Annotated in this window: 27 protein-coding genes and 1 tRNA gene; 11 read left to right on the top strand and 17 right to left on the bottom strand. The window is 45.7% G+C overall.

The features are described 5' to 3' along the window. Window positions 1–869 precede the first annotated feature (869 nt). Window positions 870–1,139 carry a hypothetical protein gene (locus H7F08_RS12460; protein ID WP_193640703.1) on the top strand — a complete coding sequence of 90 codons (270 nt, stop codon included), beginning with the start codon at window positions 870–872 and terminating at the stop codon, window positions 1,137–1,139. 467 nt (window positions 1,140–1,606) lie between these two features. On the opposite strand, the gene H7F08_RS12455 is transcribed toward H7F08_RS12460, so the two are convergent. The 8 genes from H7F08_RS12455 to H7F08_RS12420 all read right to left on the bottom strand — a co-directional run bounded on the left by H7F08_RS12455 (window position 1,607) and on the right by H7F08_RS12420 (window position 10,290). Next, on the bottom strand, window positions 1,607–1,825 hold the full coding sequence (locus H7F08_RS12455) for a phage integrase (protein ID WP_010639027.1): 219 nt from the start codon (window positions 1,823–1,825) through the stop codon (window positions 1,607–1,609). 571 nt (window positions 1,826–2,396) lie between these two features. After that, a tRNA-Lys gene (locus H7F08_RS12450) sits at window positions 2,397–2,472 on the bottom strand. Window positions 2,473–2,527: 55 nt separating this feature from the next. Further along, window positions 2,528–2,953 (bottom strand): Fur family transcriptional regulator, encoded by a 426-nt coding sequence (locus H7F08_RS12445; protein WP_010639029.1) that lies wholly within the window; start codon window positions 2,951–2,953, stop codon window positions 2,528–2,530. A gap of 69 nt (window positions 2,954–3,022) precedes the next feature. Further along, entirely contained in the window at window positions 3,023–4,114 is a 1,092-nt protein-coding gene (locus H7F08_RS12440; protein ID WP_193640702.1) for an NAD(P)/FAD-dependent oxidoreductase, read from the bottom strand. Window positions 4,115–4,134: 20 nt separating this feature from the next. Beyond that, the gene (locus tag H7F08_RS12435) at window positions 4,135–7,686 is read right to left on the bottom strand and encodes a translocation/assembly module TamB domain-containing protein (protein WP_226831054.1); all 3,552 of its coding nucleotides are present in this window, start codon (window positions 7,684–7,686) and stop codon (window positions 4,135–4,137) included. Next, window positions 7,686–9,338, bottom strand: coding sequence for an autotransporter assembly complex protein TamA (locus H7F08_RS12430; protein WP_193640701.1), 1,653 nt, complete (start codon window positions 9,336–9,338; stop codon window positions 7,686–7,688). The genes H7F08_RS12435 and H7F08_RS12430 overlap by 1 nt, the downstream gene beginning before the upstream one ends. A 260-nt stretch (window positions 9,339–9,598) precedes the next feature. Then, window positions 9,599–9,859 carry a hypothetical protein gene (locus H7F08_RS12425; protein ID WP_075322753.1) on the bottom strand — a complete coding sequence of 87 codons (261 nt, stop codon included), beginning with the start codon at window positions 9,857–9,859 and terminating at the stop codon, window positions 9,599–9,601. Between the two features lie 62 nt (window positions 9,860–9,921). Then, a complete protein-coding gene (locus H7F08_RS12420) occupies window positions 9,922–10,290 on the bottom strand; it encodes a helix-turn-helix transcriptional regulator (protein ID WP_193640700.1) in 369 nt (122 codons plus the stop codon). Window positions 10,291–10,455: 165 nt separating this feature from the next. Between H7F08_RS12420 and H7F08_RS12415 the strand changes: the two genes are divergently transcribed. From H7F08_RS12415 to H7F08_RS12375, 9 genes are all read left to right on the top strand, one after another. Next, entirely contained in the window at window positions 10,456–10,773 is a 318-nt protein-coding gene (locus H7F08_RS12415; RefSeq protein WP_193640699.1) for a hypothetical protein, read from the top strand. Then, window positions 10,770–12,035: a phage/plasmid replication protein gene (locus tag H7F08_RS12410; protein ID WP_193640698.1), complete on the top strand. Its 1,266-nt coding sequence runs from the start codon at window positions 10,770–10,772 to the stop codon at window positions 12,033–12,035. Before H7F08_RS12415 ends, H7F08_RS12410 begins: the two co-directional genes overlap by 4 nt. Before the next feature lie 145 nt (window positions 12,036–12,180). Further along, a complete protein-coding gene (locus H7F08_RS12405) occupies window positions 12,181–12,468 on the top strand; it encodes a hypothetical protein (protein WP_193640697.1) in 288 nt (95 codons plus the stop codon). A gap of 235 nt (window positions 12,469–12,703) precedes the next feature. Further along, the gene (locus H7F08_RS12400; RefSeq protein WP_193640696.1) at window positions 12,704–12,964 is read left to right on the top strand and encodes a hypothetical protein; all 261 of its coding nucleotides are present in this window, start codon (window positions 12,704–12,706) and stop codon (window positions 12,962–12,964) included. Between the two features lie 45 nt (window positions 12,965–13,009). Further along, the gene (locus H7F08_RS12395) at window positions 13,010–13,213 is read left to right on the top strand and encodes a hypothetical protein (protein ID WP_193640695.1); all 204 of its coding nucleotides are present in this window, start codon (window positions 13,010–13,012) and stop codon (window positions 13,211–13,213) included. A gap of 15 nt (window positions 13,214–13,228) precedes the next feature. Next, the gene (locus H7F08_RS12390; protein WP_193640694.1) at window positions 13,229–14,635 is read left to right on the top strand and encodes a virulence factor TspB C-terminal domain-related protein; all 1,407 of its coding nucleotides are present in this window, start codon (window positions 13,229–13,231) and stop codon (window positions 14,633–14,635) included. Window positions 14,636–14,643: 8 nt separating this feature from the next. Continuing rightward, the gene (locus H7F08_RS12385; RefSeq protein WP_193640693.1) at window positions 14,644–14,988 is read left to right on the top strand and encodes a DUF2523 family protein; all 345 of its coding nucleotides are present in this window, start codon (window positions 14,644–14,646) and stop codon (window positions 14,986–14,988) included. Then, window positions 14,988–15,929 carry a zonular occludens toxin domain-containing protein gene (locus tag H7F08_RS12380; RefSeq protein WP_193640692.1) on the top strand — a complete coding sequence of 314 codons (942 nt, stop codon included), beginning with the start codon at window positions 14,988–14,990 and terminating at the stop codon, window positions 15,927–15,929. The genes H7F08_RS12385 and H7F08_RS12380 overlap by 1 nt, the downstream gene beginning before the upstream one ends. Before the next feature lie 234 nt (window positions 15,930–16,163). Next, entirely contained in the window at window positions 16,164–16,490 is a 327-nt protein-coding gene (locus H7F08_RS12375; protein WP_193640691.1) for a hypothetical protein, read from the top strand. A 278-nt stretch (window positions 16,491–16,768) separates the two neighbouring features. On the opposite strand, the gene H7F08_RS12370 is transcribed toward H7F08_RS12375, so the two are convergent. Beyond that, window positions 16,769–17,170, bottom strand: coding sequence for a hypothetical protein (locus H7F08_RS12370; protein WP_193640690.1), 402 nt, complete (start codon window positions 17,168–17,170; stop codon window positions 16,769–16,771). A gap of 159 nt (window positions 17,171–17,329) precedes the next feature. Between H7F08_RS12370 and H7F08_RS12365 the strand changes: the two genes are divergently transcribed. After that, complete coding sequence (locus H7F08_RS12365) at window positions 17,330–17,752, top strand: hypothetical protein (RefSeq protein ID WP_193640689.1); 423 nt, start codon at window positions 17,330–17,332, stop codon at window positions 17,750–17,752. Window positions 17,753–18,007: 255 nt separating this feature from the next. Here H7F08_RS12365 and H7F08_RS12360 read toward each other — a convergent pair whose 3' ends face one another. The 8 genes from H7F08_RS12360 to H7F08_RS12325 form a co-directional block, all read right to left on the bottom strand. After that, a complete protein-coding gene (locus H7F08_RS12360) occupies window positions 18,008–18,481 on the bottom strand; it encodes a hypothetical protein (protein ID WP_193640688.1) in 474 nt (157 codons plus the stop codon). Between the two features lie 64 nt (window positions 18,482–18,545). Next, window positions 18,546–19,595, bottom strand: coding sequence for a hypothetical protein (locus tag H7F08_RS12355; RefSeq protein WP_193640687.1), 1,050 nt, complete (start codon window positions 19,593–19,595; stop codon window positions 18,546–18,548). A 277-nt stretch (window positions 19,596–19,872) separates the two neighbouring features. Then, window positions 19,873–20,064, bottom strand: coding sequence for a hypothetical protein (locus H7F08_RS12350; RefSeq protein ID WP_031575858.1), 192 nt, complete (start codon window positions 20,062–20,064; stop codon window positions 19,873–19,875). 104 nt (window positions 20,065–20,168) lie between these two features. Further along, window positions 20,169–21,281, bottom strand: coding sequence for a zonular occludens toxin domain-containing protein (locus H7F08_RS12345; protein ID WP_193640686.1), 1,113 nt, complete (start codon window positions 21,279–21,281; stop codon window positions 20,169–20,171). Beyond that, window positions 21,278–21,574 (bottom strand): DUF2523 family protein, encoded by a 297-nt coding sequence (locus tag H7F08_RS12340; RefSeq protein ID WP_193640685.1) that lies wholly within the window; start codon window positions 21,572–21,574, stop codon window positions 21,278–21,280. Before H7F08_RS12340 ends, H7F08_RS12345 begins: the two co-directional genes overlap by 4 nt. Before the next feature lie 7 nt (window positions 21,575–21,581). Next, a complete protein-coding gene (locus H7F08_RS12335; RefSeq protein WP_193640684.1) occupies window positions 21,582–22,994 on the bottom strand; it encodes a virulence factor TspB C-terminal domain-related protein in 1,413 nt (470 codons plus the stop codon). 2 nt (window positions 22,995–22,996) lie between these two features. Further along, window positions 22,997–23,323, bottom strand: coding sequence for a hypothetical protein (locus H7F08_RS12330; protein WP_193640683.1), 327 nt, complete (start codon window positions 23,321–23,323; stop codon window positions 22,997–22,999). Window positions 23,324–23,476: 153 nt separating this feature from the next. Next, a partial coding sequence (locus tag H7F08_RS12325; RefSeq protein WP_193640682.1) for a transposase occupies window positions 23,477–23,622 on the bottom strand: 146 nt, incomplete at its 5' end.

Here is a 23,622-nt window from a genome sequence, read left to right as displayed (position 1 = left end):
GTCTGCTCCAGTCCGCCAAATCCAGGGCACGGGGTTACCGCACGCACAAGAACTTTATCAACATGGCCTACCTGATCCTGGGCAAGCTGGATCTCAGGCTACCCACTTGAAATGACGAGGAACCCGATTTTTCTTCTTGATTTTGCTTGTTATTCATAAATAAACCTATGCGCTCCCTAGATGGATTCTACCTTGATATATTAGCTTCTTTCAATGCGAATGTTGTGAGACTTTTTTGATGGAATGTAGGCTTCCAAGACCGCAAGCCAAAATTTTCAGAAAGAATTTCAAGGGGATCAGCTTAGTGAAGTCGTGCTATACTCTCCACGGGAACCGCATCAAACCGTGCAGAATCCTTTCTGCGTATGCTCAATATAATCCATATAAGAAAAAAACTACCTGTTTAAATACCTCTGGCAGATTCTGATACGGTCATATTGTAATAAATATTACTATGCTATCGAGCAAACATCAGCAAGCAGTTGATTAAAATTTTTATGTACGGCAATCCTCCTGATACGAACGACTGCTTTCAGTCTGGGCCTGCCCTTGGTTGGAAGAACTGCAGAGCAGCCCAATCAGGCCCTGTCCAGCTAAAAGTTTCACAAAGCTTTTACCATTTCACTCCCAACCCGAAAAGTATCAGCACACACTCCCTGCAGAAATTCATCGTCCAGACCAGACTATGGCGCAACAAATGCAGTCAGCGTTGTAGACATTGATGACAGAAGGAGGAGGGAGCTTTCGATCTGATTTTTTGTATAACCAAAAAAACAAAACCGCATGCTGCCATAGTACAGGACATCTGAAAAGAATGTATATATTTGATATGCTACAGACTACTGTCATTCCACAAAAAGGAGGCTGACATGACCGCATCCCACAAAGATCAACTCCTCGCACTTGGCGAAAAACTCAAACAGGACGTAAAAGCCGCTGGTAAAAAGCGTTCAGATGTTTTTCTGTCCATCTGGAATGGCATTGAAAAAAATCTGCTGGACAAAGATTTCGACCCGATGTCCGCGCGTGATCCAAAAACGCCCGTCGAACTGAGCCTGCGCGAAGGCTTGGTGGATATCGGACGTTGCTATCTGGCAGACGATGACCGCCTGCCCAATGACGTGCAGATTTCCGAATAAACAGCGCTGCGGCATTGGATCTGTTGGATGCGCCCTGGTTTTATCCAGTGCTGGGCAATCACGATGCCATGCTACGGCCACCGGAATGGAGCGCGTAACGCTGGGAAATGTGCCCGTGCTCTAAAGAAAAATAAGGGGAGAAAATACACATGGATATTGCCTTGGAACAGGCCTTGCGGCGGGATTATCCCGCACTGTACAGCCACTACCGGGAAAATCATTTCTGGTGCGAAGACGGCTGGTATCCATTGCTTTGTGCTTTGTCATAGACGCTGGAAATCTACGCTCAAGAGCATGGCATCCGTATTCACGTCCATGAAGTCAAACATAAATTCGGGACAATGCGTTATTATTACGGCTATGATGGCGTGTTGACAGACCGGCAGAAACATGCTCTGTTTTAGATCGTCGAAGAATATGAGAATCGCTCCCGCCGAATTTGTGAGCACTGCGGTTTGCCGGGCACCTTATTGGTCCGTGACGGTTACTGGTATGTGGCCTGCCCGGAACATGCCAGGGGTGGACTCACGCCCGCAGGCAAACCGGACAATCGACGCCAGCTCTGGATTGATGGACTGACAGGCGGATAGTGGGCGGGATTCTTCGTCATCCACTAAGCGACGGTCACGGCCTTGGGGCAATTTGGGCTTGCGCACTAGTTCAACAGGATTGATGAGGGATGCCATGCGCCACTCCTTATGAGCAACCTCAAACAAATGAGAGAGTAGGGCAAGGTGCAGCCGTATCGTATTCGCCGCTTTACCCTCGGATTCCATTTCTTTAATGGATGCCGAGACATCTTGACCAACAATGGAAGCCATAAAGCGACAAGCAATTGGTCGGGCCTGCCATTGTCGAGCAAACCCTCGTTCACGGCGACCGTCGCCATTTTTCGTCGGTATGATGTCTTGCGCGTATCGCTCAAGACACTCCTTGAGCGTGGTGCTTTCCGCTTCGCTACGGTCTCTCCAAACCCCACGCACCATTTCGGATTCGGTGATGGTGGCCCATCCTTCCGCTTCTTTCCGTGTCCGAAAGGTTTTGTACTGAGCAGGGAACCCCTTTTTACGGACAGCAACCTACCAGCCGATATTCTCACCTTCTCTGTCATAACTTGGAATGATAGATGCCATATAGCCTCCCGCAATGAGTATCTAACGAGAGGTTAAACCAGACTGGACTGTGGTGCAATTACGGTGCAAATTCGATATGGCAAAGAAAAAAGGCTTAGATAAAAGTCTAAGACTTTGTTTTATTTGGTGGGTTGTGAGGGGATCGAACCCACGACCCGCTGATTAAGAGTCAGCTGCTCTACCAACTGAGCTAACAACCCAAGGAAAACGCATTATAAGGATTTAGAAAAGGAAGGCAAGAGGCGGCTAATCAATCTAATGGGCCACGCGTTGACGGAGACGGATGACGACCTCGACATTTTCCACTTCGGTTTCCGCGGGTATGTCAGGAAGCTTGCTGATTTGCAAGGAGCTTGCAGGAATATCCTGTAATTGGCCGGTATCCACATGATAGAAGTGGTGGTGCATGGACACATTGGGATCGTAGAAGACCTTACCTGGTTCTACAATGACTTCACGAACCAAGGAGTGGTCTGCAAATAAACCTAATGTATTGTACACCGTAGCCTTGGAAACCACGGGATAATCTGCGTTGACCCGCTGCATGATTTCTTCAGCAGAAAGATGGGCACAAGAAGAGAAGAGGGCATAGCCAATCTCCACACGCTGGCTGGTGGGATTAACACCTGCATCTCGTAACGTTTCCAAAACACGCTGCTTATTCCAATCCTGATTGTCCATGTATGGTCCCTCTATAATTCTAAACTGGGTATAATTGTAGCTTTATCTAGTTACCAGGGGAAGACCTGATCAAGTCCCTTTCTGATAATGTGTTGCTGGAGCATAAGGGGTGGCATCAATGGGAGGGGCCTTGTCGGTGAGCAGGCAAGTAAGTATTTCTGCTGTTGCCGGTGCATTGGTGAGGCCATAACGAAAATGACCCGCAGCAACATACAGGCCGTTCCAGCCGGGTAGGGGGCCTATATAGGGAACACTCTCAGGGCTGCCGGGTCGCAGTCCCGACCATTGTCTGATGATGCTGGAACTAGTTAGGCCAGAAAGCTGGTCACGCGCAAAATTCCACAAGGTTTGCCGTGCTAGCGGCGTAACAGACTTGTCAAATTGCACGTTCTCACTGGTGCTGCCAGCTAGAATGAGACCATCCTGTCTTTGTACCAGGTAGTGATTATCTTGCATCAACATGGAATCAAGCATACCTGGAGACCCCTGCAGCAACAGCATTTGGCCACGTACCGGATAAATTTGCAGATGAATATCAATTTGTTCAAGTAATTTTCCGGTCCATGCTCCAGCTGTCACTATAGCCTTGTCTGAAGCGATAAATCCCTGATTGCTTTCCACGCCGAGTAGTTGTTCATTTTTGCGTTTAAAGCCCGTAATTTCAGTTTGTTCAATGAGTTTGATATCAAGCTGTCGACAGCGTTTAGCCAGGGCAGATAGCAAGCGAGGATTCCGAACCTGTGCCACCTCAGGGCACCAGAGGTTTTTTTTGGTTGTAGCTTTGCCGCCAGAGACTTGCCAGTTCAGGCCCCAATTTTGTCCCCAGTGGCTGACATCAACTGGAAAAACTTCATTTTCTCCCTCAATAATGCGTAGCCCGGACAAGGCCCACTGCGGATCAATATTGGTGAGAGAAGCTAACTCCGAAGAAAGAGCACGTTGAAGTGACATACTATAAAACGACAGTCGAAGAAGTTCCGGGGGATAATGCCAAGGATAAAGAGGACTGAGAATGCCACCGCCAGCCCAGGATGCCTCCCTGCCAATTTGTCCCTGATCCACAATGGTTATGGCAAAACCTTCCTCAGCAAGCCGAACGGCGGCAAGCATGCCAATGACTCCAGCCCCGATCAGGACGATGCTTTCTCGTTTTTTCAGCACCAAAAAGGCTCCATGGTGAGTTAAAAATCTATCCGATAAAATATGTTTGCACCATTCTGGGTGCCATTTTCAGTTTGTAATTCTATATGCTTACTCACTCGATAACGCAATCTGGCAACCGTTCCGTTTCCCATCACCGATTGGCCTACGCTCAGATATAAATCTGGCGTCAAATAATGGCCCAAGGTAACCATGGCTCCAGACAAACCTTGTTGACCATTAGAGGTTACGCCAACATCAATACCACTATTACTCAGACTATTTCCGAAAAGCGCTGCACGACTGGCAGAAAAGAGAGTGCCTGCCGCAGCCGAAAGTAATTCATCCTGATTACCCAGACCACTTGAAGGCGTGCCGAGAAGTAGATAAGACAAAATATCGGCCTGAGACATGGATGGATTGGAATAGAGATTCACTTGTGGTACCTGCAAAGTCCCCGTTACCTGAACACCAGCTTTTACCGGCGTATTATCCACGGCAAAGCTGTCAGAGTTTTTGATGGTGCGTACTGCGAGTACATCGAGATTAGCCTGACTGGCGGCCCCATGAAAGTTGATTGAGCCTCTTTCAAAATCAAGGCTATGGCCATAAATATCATAATGACCATTGACCATACGCAATATTCCTTTTACAGCAGGACTATGTCCATCCTGCATCCTGACATCCAGGGCCCCAACCAAATCGGCACGTAAGCCACTAATGAAGACTTTGGCATCGTTACCCAGAGTGACCTGCAAATTCACACTTAGAGCAGGACCTGCATTATTTTTCTTGATATTTTTAACAAAAACAACATCACTGGACGGTTTTGGTCCGTTAAAATCTGTGCCGAGAATACGCAGGCGATTCGTATGAATGGCACCCCCAATATTTATTTTTTGTAAGGTGCCATCAATATGAAGATCGGGACTGACAGCCGCCTGTACTTGAGGAAGATTCAAAGCCGTAAATGCATGGCCAGCTATGTGTAGGGCAAAATGTGTTTCGGGTCGCAGGTAGATGGTACCGTTTCCTGAAATATGACCTGTTCCCGAAGTTGCGTGCATGTCACTGATTTGCAGCTCTTGACCATTGCCTAGCAGTTTGGCCCCGACATCTTGTAAATCGAGCCCGGCTTGAGGAACATACAAACCAAGACCTTGTAACTCAGCAGTGCCGTGCCATTTGGGATCGGCCCAGGTTCCGGTGATATCTCCTTCTATATTACCACTACCTTGGGCTCGCATTTTCAGAGCTCCGATAGGCAAAGCCGCAAAAAGAGGAGCCCCCAGTTTTGCCTGAACAGTCGCTTGAATTGCTGCTTGCTCATTCCAACGCCAGGGCAGGGCGAGGGTAACTGGACTATGCAGGTGTATTTGCGCAGAGCCCCAATTTTTTGGCAATTCCAGATATGACGTTAAGTTTAGATTTTTGGGTTGCCAACGCACCTGGCCGCTGAACTTCTGCAAATCAATGGATTGAGATACGTTATCAGATAACCAATGCAACTGGGTTTTCTCAAAATTCCAATTACCCTCAGCATGACAAACACCATGACATTGTGCCTGTAAATGGGTATTTAAATATCCATCAAGAGATATATCATTATTTTTTTGTTTAATATCAAGCGGAAGAGATGAAATATTCAAATTTAAACTGGCCAGGTTTTGCGCCGGGTTATAAAACCCTTGAGCGCCGATCTTTGATCCATGAGAATCATTGAATACGAGTGGAGTGATTCGAATGACACCGGAATTCCAGGATAATGTCGAAGGATGCTCCAGTTGCCAAAATCCGAGGCGCTTGCTTTGAAAATAGCTTTGATTTAATAAGAGATTCCAGGTTGAATGAGAATGTTGGACTAAACTATCCAGAGTAAATTGATTACCCGCTGATTGTGCTTTAACGTCCATTCCAAAGTGCGCCAGAGTACCATGAGCTTGTGATTGCAGGTTGATCAGATACTGTTTGTATTCTGCGCCTTCGATATGCAGATTGGCTAGCAGCTTATTGTTAGTAAGAAGAGAGGCCTGGGCATCAAGTTTTCGGATTGCAATGCCTGCATAGAGCACTTTATGGGCATGTGCTTTTATACTACCCACCCAGTTCTGATTGGCCTGCGCAATCCAGCCATGAGCACTTGTTGAACCACGGGCATCAGGAGTCAACATTTGCCAATTGTCAACATTCAAAGAAAATGACAGATGTTTCTGCAAGTTACCAGAAGCAGTGACGGTTAACCCTGACCCACGAATATTCGCCTCTTGCAAATCCCACTGATTTCCAGAGAATTTCAGATCAGCATTACCCACCAGATTGGTTTTATATATTTGACTGGGTAACACCTGCAATTGGATACGCCCATTGATGTTTTTTGCTGCTTGCGCAGCATTTATGATCATATTATAGGACAACTGGCCGGGAACAGTAGAAAAAATACGTTGATTTTGTAAACCTCTAAGCCGCAATTCACCCTGTACATTTATCAACGGTTGCCAATCTATTTTTAACTTTGCAGGTAGCAGTTTGGCACCGAGCATATTTCCCGTATAATCATATTGTAGGCCGGTACTGCTTCCTTCAATATTCCCTTGAATGCCACCAAAACTTGGCGATCCATTCATCGCAAATGCACCAATATAATGATTAAAATTCCCATGCAGGTGCAATTTAAATGATAAAGGGCCGGCCGTTACAGACTTCGGTATGTCTTTGACAGCGATGTTGCTCTGGTTTCCATATATGGAGAAGTCACCAGCGCTATTCTCTGGAAGGTCTATTTTCCAGAATCCGGTGGTGGTTGTACTGAGAGATGGATTTTTTAACTCCATAGAATTCAATAAAATTTGGTGCGGAGATATCCGAATCAGGCTGCTGATACTACTCAGTGAATTTTTCTGATTAAATAGTAGCTTAATTGGCCCACCAAATGTATTGTCGCTTAAACCATGCCACGCCGCACTCCAACGGAGGCTAGTATGCGCAGGAGAGGACTCAATCCAGTCCCCCGTGGTGGTGAGACTGCGTTTTTCCATTTGGACTTGCGCAGAAAATTTCAACTGGCCAGTGGAAAGATCTGATAAAAGTTCGTTAATATGGATATTCCCATGATTCCATGAGATATTTTTAAGAGTGCTACTCGTTAATCTAAACGTATTTTTCTGTCCTTGCCACACCTGTAATTTTTCAATAGTAGTTGGCCCAACATGTATTGCGATGAATCGTGACCACAGCGGTACAGCTGGCCAAGCAAGATTCAGGTTACTTGGTTTTGAGGAAGATTTTGGTAAATATAGTTGACCATTAATAATTTTAAGGTCTACAACGTCAAGCTCTCCCCATAATAAATGACTAGGATGCAATACCCATTGCAAGTTCTGAGCAGTAAAGCGGGAAGATCTACTGGACCAGTTCAACTCTGATATTCTTAAACCATCCATTAAAGTTCCACTGATTTTTTTTGCACTTAAATGTGGAACTTGGGCCAATGCCCAGCGTGCACCGTTGTTGGTATTCAATAACCAAAATAGTCCAGAAAAAATAATCCCTAAAGTACAGATAAAAATCAAAATAGCCAGGTTTCTGAAGCGCATCACAGGCTAAATCCCACTGAAAAAGCAATTCGTACAGCCGGAGCCTTAGGATTCACTAAAGGATGTGCCAAATCAAAACGAATAGGCCCGACTGGAGAATACCAGCGGAACCCAATTCCTACATCCTGAAGTACATGCACATTCGAGAAGCTGTTAAAAGCATTACCCGCATCATAAAAAGCAACAACCGCCCAATTTTTGCTGACAAAACGTTGAATATTGAAGCCAGCCACAGCCAGTAATCTGCCACCTTCCACTGCGCCATCGCTATCTACCGGACCTTGTGACTGAAAGGCGTAACCAGGAAGACTGTTTTGTCCACCTGCAAAAAAACGCAAGTTAGGCGGTAAAACACTAATGGGGCCATTCAACCACATCGCACCCACTTTGGCTCTTGTACCTATGACCCATTGCCGATTAATTCGTACATTCCAGCTGCCACGGGCACTGAATCGTACAAAATTAGCGGTGCTCCCCCATACTTTACTGGCGCCCTCGGCGCGAGCCGTCAGCGAGTAACCGGATATAGGTCTTAATATATTGCGGAAATCCTGGATTGTATATTGTAGGGAAGGGTAAATATAAAAACTGTTATTCACTTCATCTGCGACCGTATAGTTAGCTTGCTCAAAATTAACCAGGGCTTCCAGGGTGGTGGTTTTATTGCGGCTATTGTCATCGCGCAATGACCATTGTCGCCCAACACTGGTCAGTATTTCATTACTATCGTAAGCAGTGAGCGTTTGATTCTGATAACTGGCTTGTGCAACATATTCGGATCCTATATTTTTTCCGATAGGCCACTTATAAAGTATGCTGGCGTTTCGGTTAAGCTGTGCCGCCAAAATAGAAACGCGCACATGCTGAGCTTCATCAAAAGCATTGTAATTATCATAAATAAATGCTGCATTAGGGCCAATATCTGTACTATAACCAGCACCAACCTTAATATGTTGTGCTGGCATACTTTTCAAATTAATGCTGACAGGAACGAGATTGTTTTTTTCTGCATTCAACTCGCCCTGAACCGAGATATCTGAAAAACGATCCGCGTTACGCAAATTACTTTGGGTAACCGCCAAGGCTGCCGGTGCGTACCAGTCTCCTTCTTTAAAAGAAACATAACGCTCAACAAACCATCGAGGATAATGCTCTGCACCATGGACAGTGATAGAACCAAAACGAAAACGAGGTCCGGTATTTAACCATAAATAAATATCCGACCAAAATTCTTTTTTATCGATTAATATTTCATGGCGAGTATATTCTGCCTTGGCGTAGCCTTGTCTATTTAACGCTTCCAGTGCTTTACCTTTCCACTCTTCATAATCGACTTGATTAAGCACAGCCCCATCTTTTATTGGAAAAGCCTTGTAAAGATGGATTATGGATGGGGTATTACTGCCTGTTCCGGATTTTTGGAGGTCAATTTTACGAACAATAATTGGCTTACCCAGTGAAATTGAAAATTGCAACAGATAATTTTTGGGACTGATAATTTTTTTACTGATTTTCCATGTTGCGTCGTAGTATCCATAGGCCTGTAACGCATCTTTGAGCCGAAGGTTGGCAGACATTTCTGTTTCTTCAAGGCGGTCCGCCTTGTCGTCAATGGTCACGGGGGGTAAGGCTTTGTTCAGCTTTTCTGCCATGGAAGTAGGAACATCCTCAAAGCCAAAATGAACCACGTCCGCCAGAGCCGGGAACGAAAAAAATCCCAGCAAGAAGACAATTGCCCCCCTGAATCTTGACGAGGCACGATTTTTAGCTTTTGAATAACGCTTTGTTCTTGAATTTGTTTTTTTCAGAAGCCCCCCTGCATCTCCATGTGCTGAACTTACCTTCTCGATCTTAATGATTCTAACATGATTTTCGGCAAATGCAGGGGAGCGCGAACAAGCTCTGAAGGAAACTATTTCTCTCTATCGAAAGGAGAGGTATTTTGGTGGATTTCCCGATACTGGGTGACCACAATGTCCTGATTGGTGCTTTTGCGCATTTTCCGTTTTTGCCACCAGAGGAAAATCATGCCGCTTGCACCTAAGATCGCCACCGCAATAAATGCGAAAATGGCGAAAAAAAACAAACCAATCAATAAGACCATACCGACCATGACGGTAAGCAAACGCACCCACCAAGGTGCCCGATTGCCGGAAAAAGAGTAGTGTGTCATCGCGCTCCCTCTGAAATTACTCTGTTACTTTGTGTGACCATGATCCCCGTTTGAAGTTCATTTCATAATTTAACATAATAAACATTTGATAACTTTGAACTTTTGGATGTTTCCGCATGTGTTTGAATGTTCGGCGTTATCAATGCCACTACTACGAGTAGGGCCGCACTTTTGGGTAAGGCTTTCGCCAGGTGCGCCCATATTTTTTGACCTTCCGGCCCGGCCTTCCTCATGTGCTTTTCAATGAGAATTTCTGTCGGGTCCACTCCTGCCAGTTTGGCTAGCTTGATATAGGTTTCGTCTGATCCGTCTGTTTTCTCTTGTGCTAAGTTGCTTAGTGCTGCCGAGGTAATGCCTAGCTCTTTTGCTACTTGGTTTTGTGACCATTCGTGCCTGCTCTGTACCTTCTTGATTAATTCTTTCGCGTTCATTTTGTTACCTCCTGTTTAGATACTAGTTGCTAACTTGTAGCTTGACAATTAGTTGCTTGCGTTATCTACTAACCAGCAGTTAGCAGTTAGTACTTCTCTTTAGTGGTCCGGCATGGCCCGCCGGTTTGGGAATCCTCCGATTCCCCCTTTTTTTGGAGATACAAAATGATTAAGAAACAATCTACTACTAAGTTCAAAGTTGCTGAATCCTATTCCGCTTTTTGGCGCGTCCCCGTTCCTATGGTTAAACGGTTCAATACTTGTCCTGATGAGGTTCTGCATCCTTGTCTTTCCGCCTTTGGTCATATTCCTGCTAAGTGCAAGCGCCGTGAGGCCGTTTTGTTGTATTTCGCTCATCGCCTGCGTCATCTTGCATTTCACCGCTCCATTGCTGCCTTTGATGCTTCATTCAATGAATTCTGGCAACTCCAGCAAGCTGAACGTTTCCGGCTTGAAATGATGGAAGAGGGCGGCTGTCAATGATTGACACGCTCCGCCTCACCATTCCAGCAGAGCAATTCTCTGTTGCTGACATCCTCTGGATGCAACGCCAGATGCACAAGCTCACTAAAACCGACTTTACGGGTGCCTCTACTGACTGGTCTATCTGTACGGGCTTCGATCTTCCCAGTTGGACCGATTCATTCAGTTTGACGGTTGGTACTCGTGTCACCATCGAGGCCAGCCCGAAAATTTACCAAGGTCATAATATCGATGGTCCTCAAACTTTGCGCGAAGCTGCTTACCGTATTGTTGATTTTATTTTCGGTCATGTTCTGCGCTTCACTTCTTGGCCTTCTGCCTCTCTCTGGTACGTTGCCCGCTTGGACATTACTTACAGTTATGATTTCGGTACTCGTCCCGCTTTAGAGAGCTGGTTTGATACCGTAGCTGGTATACAGCGGGGCCAGCGTCGCGCTTCTGTGGACTTTCGCCCTGATGAGGACCCTCTGGCTATCCATGCCTCCCCCTCTGGCCGCACCCTTTATCAGGGTCTAGGTTCCCGTCTCAAAGTTGGCAAAATCTATTGCAAGGGTGCCGATCTCAAGGCTCACCCGCCTAAGTGTCTTTCAAATGATGCCAACGCTCTTGATGCTTTGGTTGAAGAGTTCCAGCCCATTGCTCGTTTTGAATGTCAGGTTCGCGCTACTTGGTTATCTAAGCAGGCTGTAAGGCTTGGTCTTTTACCTGCTTATTTTGCCCATGACCAACTGGGCCAGCTTTCCGACAATGCCGCTTTATATTTTCAGCGTTTAGGCATTACTCCGCTTTCATCATCCCGTTCTAAAAATCCGATTGTTTATTTTCCTGTTAATTACTTAGCTGATTTGCTTGATCTTGATTCCGTCTGGGAGTCCGAATTCTCCCACCTGTTCGCTCGTGAGGTCGCTATGTCTGATGATTCCCTGTTACGTGAATTGCTTTCCCTTGCTAAAACGCCCGGCGCTGCTTCTCGTGCCTTTGCCTTTTATGGTTCTGTCCGTGCTTATGGTTTTGCTGCTGCTCGTAAGTCTGTCGGCAAGACCCAGTTTTATGCTCACCGTCGTTTACTGGGCCTTGCGGGTGTCTCTGACGCCATGCTGCAAGACGGGGCGCCCCTCATACGTCATGCGCCTTCTGCGTGCAACGTGCGTGCCTTTACGCCTTCTCGTGAACGTCTGGATTTGGTTGAGCGCGCTCATTCCCTTTCTTTGCCTTCTGTTATTGCCCGTTTGCATAACGAAGTCTTTTCTAGGGTTGCCTGATCGATGTAGGGGCAAAGGTAGCTACTAACAGCGCTACCTTTTCCGGTACACCGAACTACGCTTTTTAGGGTACTGTTTTTTAATAGTTATTTTTGGGGCAATTTATTTTGCCAATAGCGGTTTTTTCTCTTTTTTTGGAGGTTTTATGAAAGGTTTAATCAAGGTTTACCCCTTTGAGGTCATCGAGTGGACCAAGAAAGATACTGGCGAGTTTAAACGCATGTGGAAGCAATCTTATGATCTTGATCAGGGTAACGGCCTTCGCCCTCTTCAATCCGATTTTATGTTCAATGCTGACACCCTAGTCTGGCCTGTCGGTGATTACGAAATTGAATTTTTCCTTGAGAAGGATCGCCGCGGCTTTATTGATCTCAAGATTGCTTCTAAGCGTCTGATTAAATCAGATTCGCGCCCTCAGGCTGTTGCTAATTAACCGTGTCTAATTCGGTTTATATTTGCACCGACGTTGTTTCTGTAACGTCTAGTGCCACTTCTTCTGTCACTGCTTCTTGTGACAGTGGTGCCTATGTCCAAGTTCCGCCGCCCTTGGTCATGGATAGTACGGCGTTTGCTTCTCTCGCAGGTGTAACTATTTTCGCCTTCTTGGCTGCTTATGCAATACGTGTTGTTGTGCGGCTTATTTGGCGTCCTTAACTGTGAGGTGTTTTATGTTTAAAGTTCGTTCCTTCGTTGGTCGTTTTGGCAAAGTTCCTGCTGTTATTACTGGCGGTGCTTTGGCTGCTGCCTTTCCCATGATCTCCTCGGCTACTGGCCTCGGTCTCGGTATTGGTGCGGCTACCGCTACTGATTCGACTGCTTTTCAGTCCACCATGACCACAGCATTGACTGCTTTGGTTACTGTTTTGATTGTTGTTGCTTTGGGTATTCTGGCCATTAAGTGGGTTGTTTCCATGGCCAAACGCGGCTAGATCATCTGCCGGGGGTTTCCCCCGGCTTTTCTTGAGGGTTTTCTCATGCGTCTTTTATTCTTTTTTCTTCTCGGTTTCTTCATTCCTGTTTTTTCTCTTGCTTCTGTTGTTGCTACAACTGATTCTGTCGACGCTTCTGCTTTTCAGACTACCCTTATTTCTGTTTTTTCTGCTATTGCTGCTGTGCTTGTTTTATTTGCCTTTATGTCTCTTGCTATCAAGTGGGTTCTTGGCTTCATTCGTCGCTGATTTTCTGGGGGTGCCATGTGTGGCTTACTGAATACTCGTATTTTTACGCTATTTTGTTTGTCTCTTTGTATATTATTTTCGGTCCCTGATGCTTCAGCATCTGGTGCTGCTGATGATCTTTCTAATCCTAACTATGTTTGGAAAATGTCTAGCGATGGACAATCTGTCTATCGTATTTATTCCCCCGCTGGTACTCGTGCGTCTGCTAATTTCAATCCTTCATCTTCATACGCTGAGGGTTCATCTGGCGGTGTCATTGATACCTTTGCCCCTCCACCCTTAACCATCGATGGTGCGACTGGTGAGGTTGTAACCTCTTTATCTCGCTCTTTAACTGTAGGTGATCTAGTTGATGGACTTGGTAAACTCATGTCAGTTGATAACCCTATCGGTTTAACTGTTCTTGGTGCTACTACCGTTCTTCCTATTGCTCAAGCTATTTATGATCAATATGAATCAACTAATTCATCTGTTCCTTCTACATCTCCTCAGCAAACCGCATCAACTTATACTTGTGGTTCTACCACTGAAACCTCTTCCCTACCTATTATTCCTGAAGGCACTTATATTTGTTTTGATGATTCTTCAAGTACTTGCGGTATTTCTACTGGTTGTTATCAAACCGGTACTAATGAAGGTGATGACGGCTGTCCTAATGGTTCTGCTACGGCTTATGGTGGCCCTTCTTGTTCTAATGGCGATACCCCTGTTCCTAATTATACTTCTGTTTCCGGTGCGCCTACTCCTCCTTCTAACTACCCTCAATGGGTTGCTAATAATTGGTCATCCGATAATTTATCTAATGATGCCTCCACTGTTCTTCAAAATAATCCTTCATACGGACCTTCTCTTGCACAATCTTTATCCGCTAATGATGCATCTATGGCTGATACTGTACCTTACACTTATACGCCTAGTTCAAATTCTTTATCTGAGCCTTCTTCTTCCTCATCATCTACTGACCCCTCTACGGGCGATACTACCACCACAACTTCAACCCCTTCTTTTACCGTCTCCCCTGGGGCTAATGGTGGCCTTCAAGTTACTAAAAATTTAACTCAAGTCACTAGCTCATGTACTTCCAGCGGTTCCTGTACTACTACTAATACTACTGTTGCTTCTTCAACTCCTACTAATCCCACGCCTTTTACTGCTCCCACTGTAAGCTTTGGCACTTCTGGGCTTTCTACTGCCACCGCTGATATGCCTCAATCTATGGCCTTTTCTAATATTGGCTTTGGCTCTTCTTGGCTTCCTGATTCCTGCCCTCCTGCACCTACTTGGGATGTTACTCTACCAATTGGCGATTATAATCAGTCCTTCACTTTGCCTACTCAATATCTTTGCGATATTGCTTCTGATTTTAAGCCTATAGTCCTTGCTTCTGGTGGTGTTGTTTCCCTTTTTATTCTTGCATGGTGAGGTGATTTATGGGTGTTGTCATTTCCGCTTTTGCTACTTGGCTTATGTCTATGCTGGCTCTTCTAGTTGCTTGGGGTGCGCGGTATTTTCTAGCTCGTTTGATTCTTTCTTTTGGTCTTGGAATTTTAACTGTAACTGGTGTTACTGCTGGGCTTTCTGCTCTAGAATCTTTAATACAAACTCAATTAACAGGTACTTCTGATACTGCTGTTTGGGCTTCTTCTATGCTTGGTCTAATGGGTTTTGATAGTTTTGTTAATATTATATTTGCCGCTTATATAGCTAAACTTACTTTACGCGGGTTGCAATCTGGTGGTTCTATTTCATCCTTCTTTATTAAAGGCCAAGAATAATGCTTACAATTGCTTCTGGTGTCCCCGGTTCTGGGAAAACTTTGTGGACTGTCAATCAAATTTTAAATAATCCTGAATATTCATCACGTCCTGTTTTTGTTCATAATCTTGAAGGTTTTGATTTTTCTATTCGTGACAATCTTTTCCCTTTAGATGATGCCAAATTATGGAATGATCTTCCTGAAAAATCTGTTATTATTTTTGACGAAGCACAATATGCTTTTCCTGTTCGTCCTGCCAACCAGCCCCCTCCGCCTTGGGTTGATAACTTTTCCACTCATCGCCATAAAGGCTATGATATTATTATGACTTCTCAACATCCTACGATGATTGACGGTCATATACGTAAACTTTGCGGTCGTCATCTTCATTTTCTTCGTGTCTTTGGTCTTAAATCCTGCACTATTTTTGAATGGCCTGAGTATCGTACAGACAACGTTGATAGTTCATCTCGTCGTAAATTAGCACTTTCCAAACGGTGGCAATACCCTAAGAAGGTTTTTGGTGCTTATAAAAGTGCTGATGCTCACACTCATACCCGTAAAATCCCTTGGAAAGTTTGGAGTATTCCTGTCTTTTTCATTATTGCCGCTTTTGCCCTTTATTATCTTTATCACGACTTTTCTACCGGAAACTTTGCGAATCTTGGTCACAAACCCCCTTCTGTAACTTCTCATGTTATTACCTCTTCTGTTCCTCCTATGCCTTCCTCTGCCTTTCACCCTGTTTCCTCTATTCCCTCTGTCCCTAATCACCCAGTTCGTACTTTGCATATTTATGGTTCTATTTCGCATAATGATCGTTTTTACTTTGTTGTTGTAACTAAGCGTGGTGATTATGTTCTTGTTAAGCGTTCTCATTGTGTACATCACATTGCTAACTGGGTATGCGATGTAGGTGGCGTCAATGCTTCCCTTATATCAAGTTCTAATTCCTCGTAAGGGGACCGCTGCCGCTCGAGCGGCATCGGTCCCTTACGCTCTTTTCTTTTGTGCCCCTTCCTTTTTGTTGCTTTGTTCATCTTTTTCATGCTGTGACTGTAACTACATGAATAAAATTCACTGGCACACATATTGCTAATAATAAGCATAGACTGTGCCACATGAATATTATTCATGTCTTGACACCTCCCCTTTTTCGACTATTTCCCTTATTAATAGGGTAGGGGGGGTCCCATGTATATATCACACCAAGCCGCCGGCTTCTTCGTATTGTTTATACTTTTCTGGGTGTTCGCCTATGCCTTTAACCATTGGTTTAAGTCTCGCATTAACTCCCGTGGTCGCTCTGGCTCCCTTTTTTCCCGCCCCCGTTCTAAGCCTGTTTCCCGTCGTCCCGTCGATGCTGACCCTTATTCCAAGCTCGTTGGCATTTGCTTTGGTGATAAGGCTAAGGCTGATCGTCTCATTGCTTTTGAGCAATCCCGTCAGCCCGGTCTTTCTCGCTTGTCGGCTATTCAGTCCGCTATTGATTCTATTGCCCATGATAACCGCCGCTATTAGTGACCTGTCACTTTATTCCGTTACGGTTACAGCGTAACGCTAACCCCCTCACTTCTTCGCGCATGCGCCAATCACCAAAGCAAACCGCGTCCATTGGAGACCAGCAGCAGGGGAGTGGTGCAGTTGGTGGTTTAACAGGGGCCGGACACCCGGCCCGCGCTGGGCGAGGGGTCCCCCTTGGGGACGGGGGGCGCGGCGCGTAGCGCCCTGTGTATCTCTGGCTTATGTCTTGCACGATGGGGGGCCGGACAGCTTTGCACGTTATTTCGGGTTAGTTATCACTTCTTGAGCCATAGCCGGACCGTCTCCGGAGACTTGCCGATCATCTGGGCAATGTCTTTGACACTGATTTTGCTTTCTGCCAGCTTCCGGACGTTCTCGATCTCTGTTAGGCGTTTGGCTTTGTTCTGACGGGTTTGTTCTTCTTTGAGGATCTTCTCGGTGATGTAGTAGCTTTTGCCGCTGGCTTTGGCGGTTGCGCTGACGTTTCCGTGTTTCTTGTAGAGCTTTAGGATTTTTTCGGTAGTCATCGCCCAGTAGTTGGGTGTGGTTTTTACGGGGTTTTCTTCAAAATACTCTTGCCACTGGTTTTGACCGTTGATCTTTTGCCAAGGGATTTCAACGATTATTTGAAGAACGTTACCAAGCTGCTTTATGCGTATACAGTTCTCTTGCTTCATGGTTTACCTTTTGAGTCAGCATGAGCAGGTAATTAGTTGCTTTTTCCCCTACCCTACAAACCAAAAAGTAGAACTTTACATAATAAACATTATACGAACCTGCATGATCCTAATCATGAACTATATAAGAAAGTCCTTAACCGATACGAGGATCAATCAATGCGACGTGAAACCGTCATTGCTCGACAGCTTGGGAACTGCTTAGAGATCACGATACAAATCCCCTGGGAAGATGTTCACGGCAAAAACAAGTGGCAAGCCTACCTTGCTGAGAAAGCCGAAGAAGAAAAACAACGTATAGCTGCAGGCCTGGAATACTGGTCAGTCATAGAATCCCGCGTTATCCAAGAATGGAACCACTCACAGAATATCAGCAAAGCCGCCAAGGCCGGACCCTGTAAGTATTACACGGCCAGAATCATCATCGACAAGCACCGGAAGGCCGAGCGCGAAAAGAAACGGCTTGAGCTTATCCGGACCGCACAAAGGTTGGCCGGCAAAGGCGTACCTTGTCATCGTATTGCGGAACAAATCGGCAAGTGTCCAGAAACTATCCGTTTATGGTTAAAACACAATATCTAGTGGTGATGAGAGCTGCCAGGTGCACAACATCTAGTAAACACGCTAGGCATAACCTGAAAAAGCCTTTTCCCGCCCGTTTACCCTCTTGGACGCAATGAAATCGTGGCGGGCTTGCATCGCAGGGGGCAGTCAGTAACTCATTTACTACCTTTCGATTCATGGGCATTGCACCCTACTCTCACCGAATTGGTCACCAAGGGGAAGGGGTTTGCATGCGGGAGTGGCGGAATACTTTGTATTCCGTGACAAGTCACCTTAACCCGTAAACCGTGTAACAGACTTGCCCTGGTAATGACAGACTGGGGAGCCGGAAACGATCTTGCAGTCGAACGTGGGTATGGTGACATAGACCTGGCTATTGTTTGATTGGGCAATGTAACGCACTTGACCATCATTGATGGTACCCATAAGGCGCAGAGTTTGAGACGGTGGAAACGCTGGAGAGGTACCAGCCGGATAATGAACAGGAATCGGGCGGTCAATATTCTTAAGGTTTGTATCCATAGCCGTGACCGTTTTGCGGTATTCGTGCAGTTCAGTATAAACCACACTAGCCCAGATGATACCCACCACGGCCAAAGCCAAAGCCAGAAACAGGACAATAACCGCCCAATGAACACCCCTCTTCTGAGGTGGCTGCATTTGGATGATGATGTTCTGTATATCCTTGCCCCTAGGCAGGTCGTTACTGTCACGAATAATTACGGGTTCAATACGTTCAGACGACATGGCACCCCCCTACCCTATAGGCCTTTATAGATAGCAGGATGCAGGGAAATTGCAATGCATGAAATTAATTCACTTGGCATGCTATATGCTTATTATTAGCAATTTGTGTGCCACATGAATTTGATTCATGTAAGGGTTGACACCACGCAGATGACCACTCATCCAGGCGTTTTGATAGCAGGTATTGTGACAGGATATGATGGCGCAAATCAGGCATTGGAAAAGTAGGGTCTGTCAAAAGACGCACATTATATATCCAGGATTCGGTCTTGTTAGGGGTGCGAAACACAGGTAGATCAATATCAAAGGCCCCTACCCCATGGCTACATATTACTGGATAACCGCAGGCACCGAGTTCAAGGATGCGAAGGGCTGACTTTGCATGGTTAAATCTGGACACTTCGAGGGGAGCCACGGCCAGATCGAGAGCGAGGCTGGCCAGCTTGGCGGGGTACTGGTCAATGGGAACAGCTGGATGGTATTCGGCACAGTGTTTACGGATAGATTCTGGGACAGCGCCCAACATCACCCAATCTATTTCGTGACAGGTTGCGAATATGACGGGGGCAATTATCTTGAGGTCGCCCAGGTGGCCAGAGGAACCCGCCCAACCGACGCGGGGTTTGTCGTGCGTTACTGCGTAACTTGGCAAATTGGCCCAAGGGTCATCCGGTAGGCTATTGTGACAAGTCACCGATTCAGGGGCGAAGTGGCCATATTCATTTGTAAGGAAGTCGGTTGATGTCACCAGGCGATCACATAAGGCGGTCGCTTTTTTGAAACGCTCGATGGCGTCATTGTGAAAACCTTTGCGGAATCGGTTGGTTGTGGGTATTTCGCTGATGAGGTCGTCAATTTCCATCACAAAGCGGGCATGGGGCAAGACGTTACGGTAACGCTTTATAGCGGCGATCTGGTCATGTTCAAGGACGCGCTGGAATACCACAACATCAGGGCGCAGGCTGGCGAGGGTTTCATTATCGAGAAAATAATCGGTCGATATGCCTTCAATTCGACCGTCACGGATCAGGGCCTTGAGGGGGTCCGTTACACGATAACGGCCACAGGCGTAGTCATCGGCAGGGTGTGCGAGTACGAAAGGTTTAGAGTTCATTGGTAATATCTCCTATTTATGGCACAAATATTTATAATGCAATGTTTATGCCTGTCAAAAATCATGCCCGTTTAAGTGAAAGCCTGCAAAAATTATTCATTCATTTTCCTGAAATCTCGGTTAGTTTCGCGATTTAGAGACGTAGTCTCCGATTTTAATATTTGACATGCGTTATCGGCTTCAATACTCATGCGTTGAGTCCAAGTGAAATGATGAGACGGATGATAGGCACATCCAGAAAGCAGGATCAGGATCACGGCCAGGGGTGGCGTTTTCATTAGTAGTACCTCCGGTAGCCGAACAGACGGCGCCAGATACCGCGTAATAGCGCAATGGCCAGAACCAGCACGACGATGCAGATAAATACATCCAGGGCTGACAGGTGGCGGGCTACTTTCCAAACTTCCATATAGATCAGGCCGCGTATCAGTGCGGAAACTATCAGATGCAGTATCCAGTGAAAGCTCATAAATCACCTTTAATAATCAAGTGTTACTTGTTTATAAATCGCTGCGCTGCTGGCCAATGAAATAGAAATTTTGCAAGCAAAATTCCCATTTAATCGGCGTATATTTAGGGCAATACATTTTGAACCTGAGCAGCAGCGGAATGCATAGATGAAGTTAAGTTATGTTTTCGCTTTTTATGAACACGGCCATGGGTAGGATCTACAGAAACATACCCACCCGCGAAGCGGCAGACTTCGAGGCCATCCAATGTTTCGCATTTGTTCGCATTGACCGTGACATAGTGCTGATCTCTGGATTGAAGGACATATTCAGTAGGTCCTCCAGCTGCAGAAACTTTGCCAACGATCCGGAACTTTTCACTTATCAGGGGTAGGCTGTTCAACTGGGCACGTTTGAGCTTGACGCTGGCAAAGTTGAACTGTTGCAGGGGGTGCGTTGACTGAAAAACCATAGGAGCAGGCGCAGCAGCTTGAACATCACGGGGGGTAATGATGGCATGGCCAGAGGCGCGGCCAGGTTCAAAAGTATGCGTATCAGCGGCGAACATGCCGGAAACATGATCATAGGCAAACCAACCCAGGGGAGGAAGGGCAAGGATCAATGCGAGAGTAGCCCAAACACGAAAGGGAATCTTGCGTTTGACGGTGTGAACTTCAGCAGACTTGTAAAAAGGAAAAATCTTTTTAGGAAGTTTACGACGGGCTTTGGTGGCTTCCTTCTTTTCGTGGTAACCATTGGGATCATCGCAACAATGTTGCCAGAAAAACATGGTAGTGGAGTTAAGCCCAAAGGTGCGTTTGGAATGGAAATGCTGACCAACAAGACGGCGGACATGCTTGTCAATAAGCATGGGGTCCTGAGTGATAAAAACCAAATCAATGCCAAGGTGACGATGAGTCTCGAGAGCAGAGACATAATCAGGAACAAGGGCACCAGGGGGACGGGAACGAAAGATACGCTGACATTCATCAATAATGACAACAGAACCAGGAGGGCAATCCATCCAACGGGTAGGATCGTCAAGAATGGTAACGGGAAGTTGAGCAAGACCAAGGTCAGAGAAAGGCACACCAGAGGCAAAGACCTGAATAGGTTCTTTAGAGCCATCCACATCACGAAAGGATTCAGCAGAACCAAGGGGAGGACGGGCAATATAATCATGGATAGCAAAAAGGGTTTTGCCAGCACCAGGTAAACCAGTACGAAGAGTAATCATGAGGAAGTCCTAACAGGGAAAACACGCTTAGAAATAGCAAGGGAAGCCTTAATAGTAACAGCAGAAAGCAGAGTTTTAATGCCAATATAGACACCGAACATATGGAAAAGAACATTGAGAGAGGAAGCAGTATTACCCATATCATTAATAGCAGTAGTCAGATTAGAATCCAAAGCAGAAAAGCCCGTATAGGAAACCAAACCGACACCAACAGAAATTAACATCTGGGGAAGAATATTTTTAAGTAACCAAGTACCAAAAGTAGTGAGAAGTAAAAGAAGAAAAGCAGGCATAAGGCACCTATTTAACAATCAATAAAAGGGAGGCCAAAGAAAAAACACCGATGACGATAGGACGTACATCACCAGCAAGGTTACAAGCGTAAGTAAAAGGAATAGAAAAAGAAGTATTCATAAGAGAAAAAGTAATAGGAGAAGGACAGATTTGAGAAGAAGTTTCATTAATAGAACCAATAGTACCAAGAGCAGTAGAAACAACAGAGGCAGAAGCCAAAGTAGGCATAGAGACAGAAGCAGGATAAGAGGTGGAAGAAGAAGGAGCAGTAGCAGAACCGGTAGAAGAAGTAGCAGAAGTGCCGGAGGAAGTGGGAGAAGTACCAGAGCCAGAAGCTGAACCTTGAGCAATACAGGTTAAACCAGAACCATTAGAACCGGAAATAGAGGAAGAACCAGGGGGACAGACGGTCTGGCCCTGAGAGTTAGTAACAGGGGGAACGGTGTGAAAAGAAGAAGAACCACCGGAACCACCATCATTAGGAACAGAACCAGAGGAACCGGAAGAAACAGCGGGAGGAATAGTAGTGGTATAACAAGAAATAGAACCAGAAGAAGAAGAAACAGAATCAGAGCCAGAAGGACAAACAGAAGTACCATTAGAATCGACAGGAGCAACAGGGGAAAGAGTGGGAGCAGTAGCGGAACCACCATTACAAGCAGCGACAGTAGAAGAACCAGTAGCAGGAATGGAATCACCAGAGGAGTTAATACAAGCACAGCCAGAGGGATCAGCAAAAGAATAGCCAGAAGGGCAAGAAGTACCAGAATTAGAAATAACAGAAGAGGAAGAAGGAGCAGTAGAAGGAATACAAGGTTGACCATTAGTTAAGGAACCACCATTAGTGGGAGTACCATTAATATCAACAAAGACAGATTCAGTATCACAATCATCAGAAGAATCACAATAAGTATCAGGTAAAACACCAGAAGAATTAGGAGTAGAAGAGGAACCAATAGAACCAACAGGAATATCAGAAGGAACAGAGCAGGTAAGAGAACCGCAAGAAGTACCGGAAAGGGTTTGAGTATTGACAATATTAGGATCAGGGTAGTTGTAGAGAGAAGTAGTACAAGTAACAGACATGGAATCATCAGAAGAATTAGAAGAAAAAGAACCAAGGGTAGCAGTAGAACCAGCAGGATAATTAGCAATAAGAGCATTACAGGCAGATGAAGCAGAAGAAAAACCACCAGAAGAAGAGTTAGCCCAATCACATGAATTAGGGTTGAGAATAGAAGAAGCAAAAGAAAAAGAAGAGAAAAAAAGGAGGAAAAGCAGCGGAAGGGCGCAGAGCGAGCGCCCGCGCCCTTCCCCGCTAGCTTGTGTCAATTTGTGGGCAAGGTTAAGCGAGTAAGTACGCAAAACACGCAGTAACGACGATAAGCAGGAAAAACCAAAGCATTGTTTAGTCCTCATTGTTAGGCGACCAGGCGCGATTGTTTAGGGGCCATACCATCGCCATATTGTATAGCCCATTCTTTGTGATTTTCAGCAAGAGCAGCTAAACGCATTTTTGAAACGCGGGCGGCGTGATAGGCAATTTTGAGCTTTTCCGAATAAGACACGTTGCTTTCAAAAAAGCCTTTGAGGGATTTATCGGGAAAAGCTAGAGAATAAGCAGATTCAACAGCTGCATAATCTCTTTCACGTTGAGAAGAAACACGATAACCGCGATCAGCTTCAAAATAAGTGCCAGCTTCGCCAGTTTTTTTGAAACCGGATAGGTTAGAAAGAACAAGGTCCAATTCTTCAACATTAGCACCATAAATATTATCCTGGGAGGCGTCAGCAGGATCAGACCAAGGGCCACCTTCGCGGGCAACTTTGGGGTCTTTGGAGCGACGGGAGAATTTAACAGGAAAGGCAGATTTACGCCTTTTGGCTGGTTCCTCGTCATTTCAAGTGGGTAGCCTGAGATCCAGCTTGCCCAGGATCAGGTAGGCCATGTTGATAAAGTTCTTGTGCGTGCGGTAACCCCGAGCCTTGGCCTTGGCGGATTGAATGAGGCTGTTGAAACCTTCCAGAGTGCCGTTACTCAGATGGC

It is taken from the genome of Acidithiobacillus sp. HP-11, from assembly GCF_015100075.1.
Lineage (GTDB): Bacteria > Pseudomonadota > Gammaproteobacteria > Acidithiobacillales > Acidithiobacillaceae > Acidithiobacillus > Acidithiobacillus thiooxidans.
The sequence above is the reverse complement of the archived record's forward strand: the minus strand, read 5'-3'. Positions and strand labels throughout refer to the sequence as shown.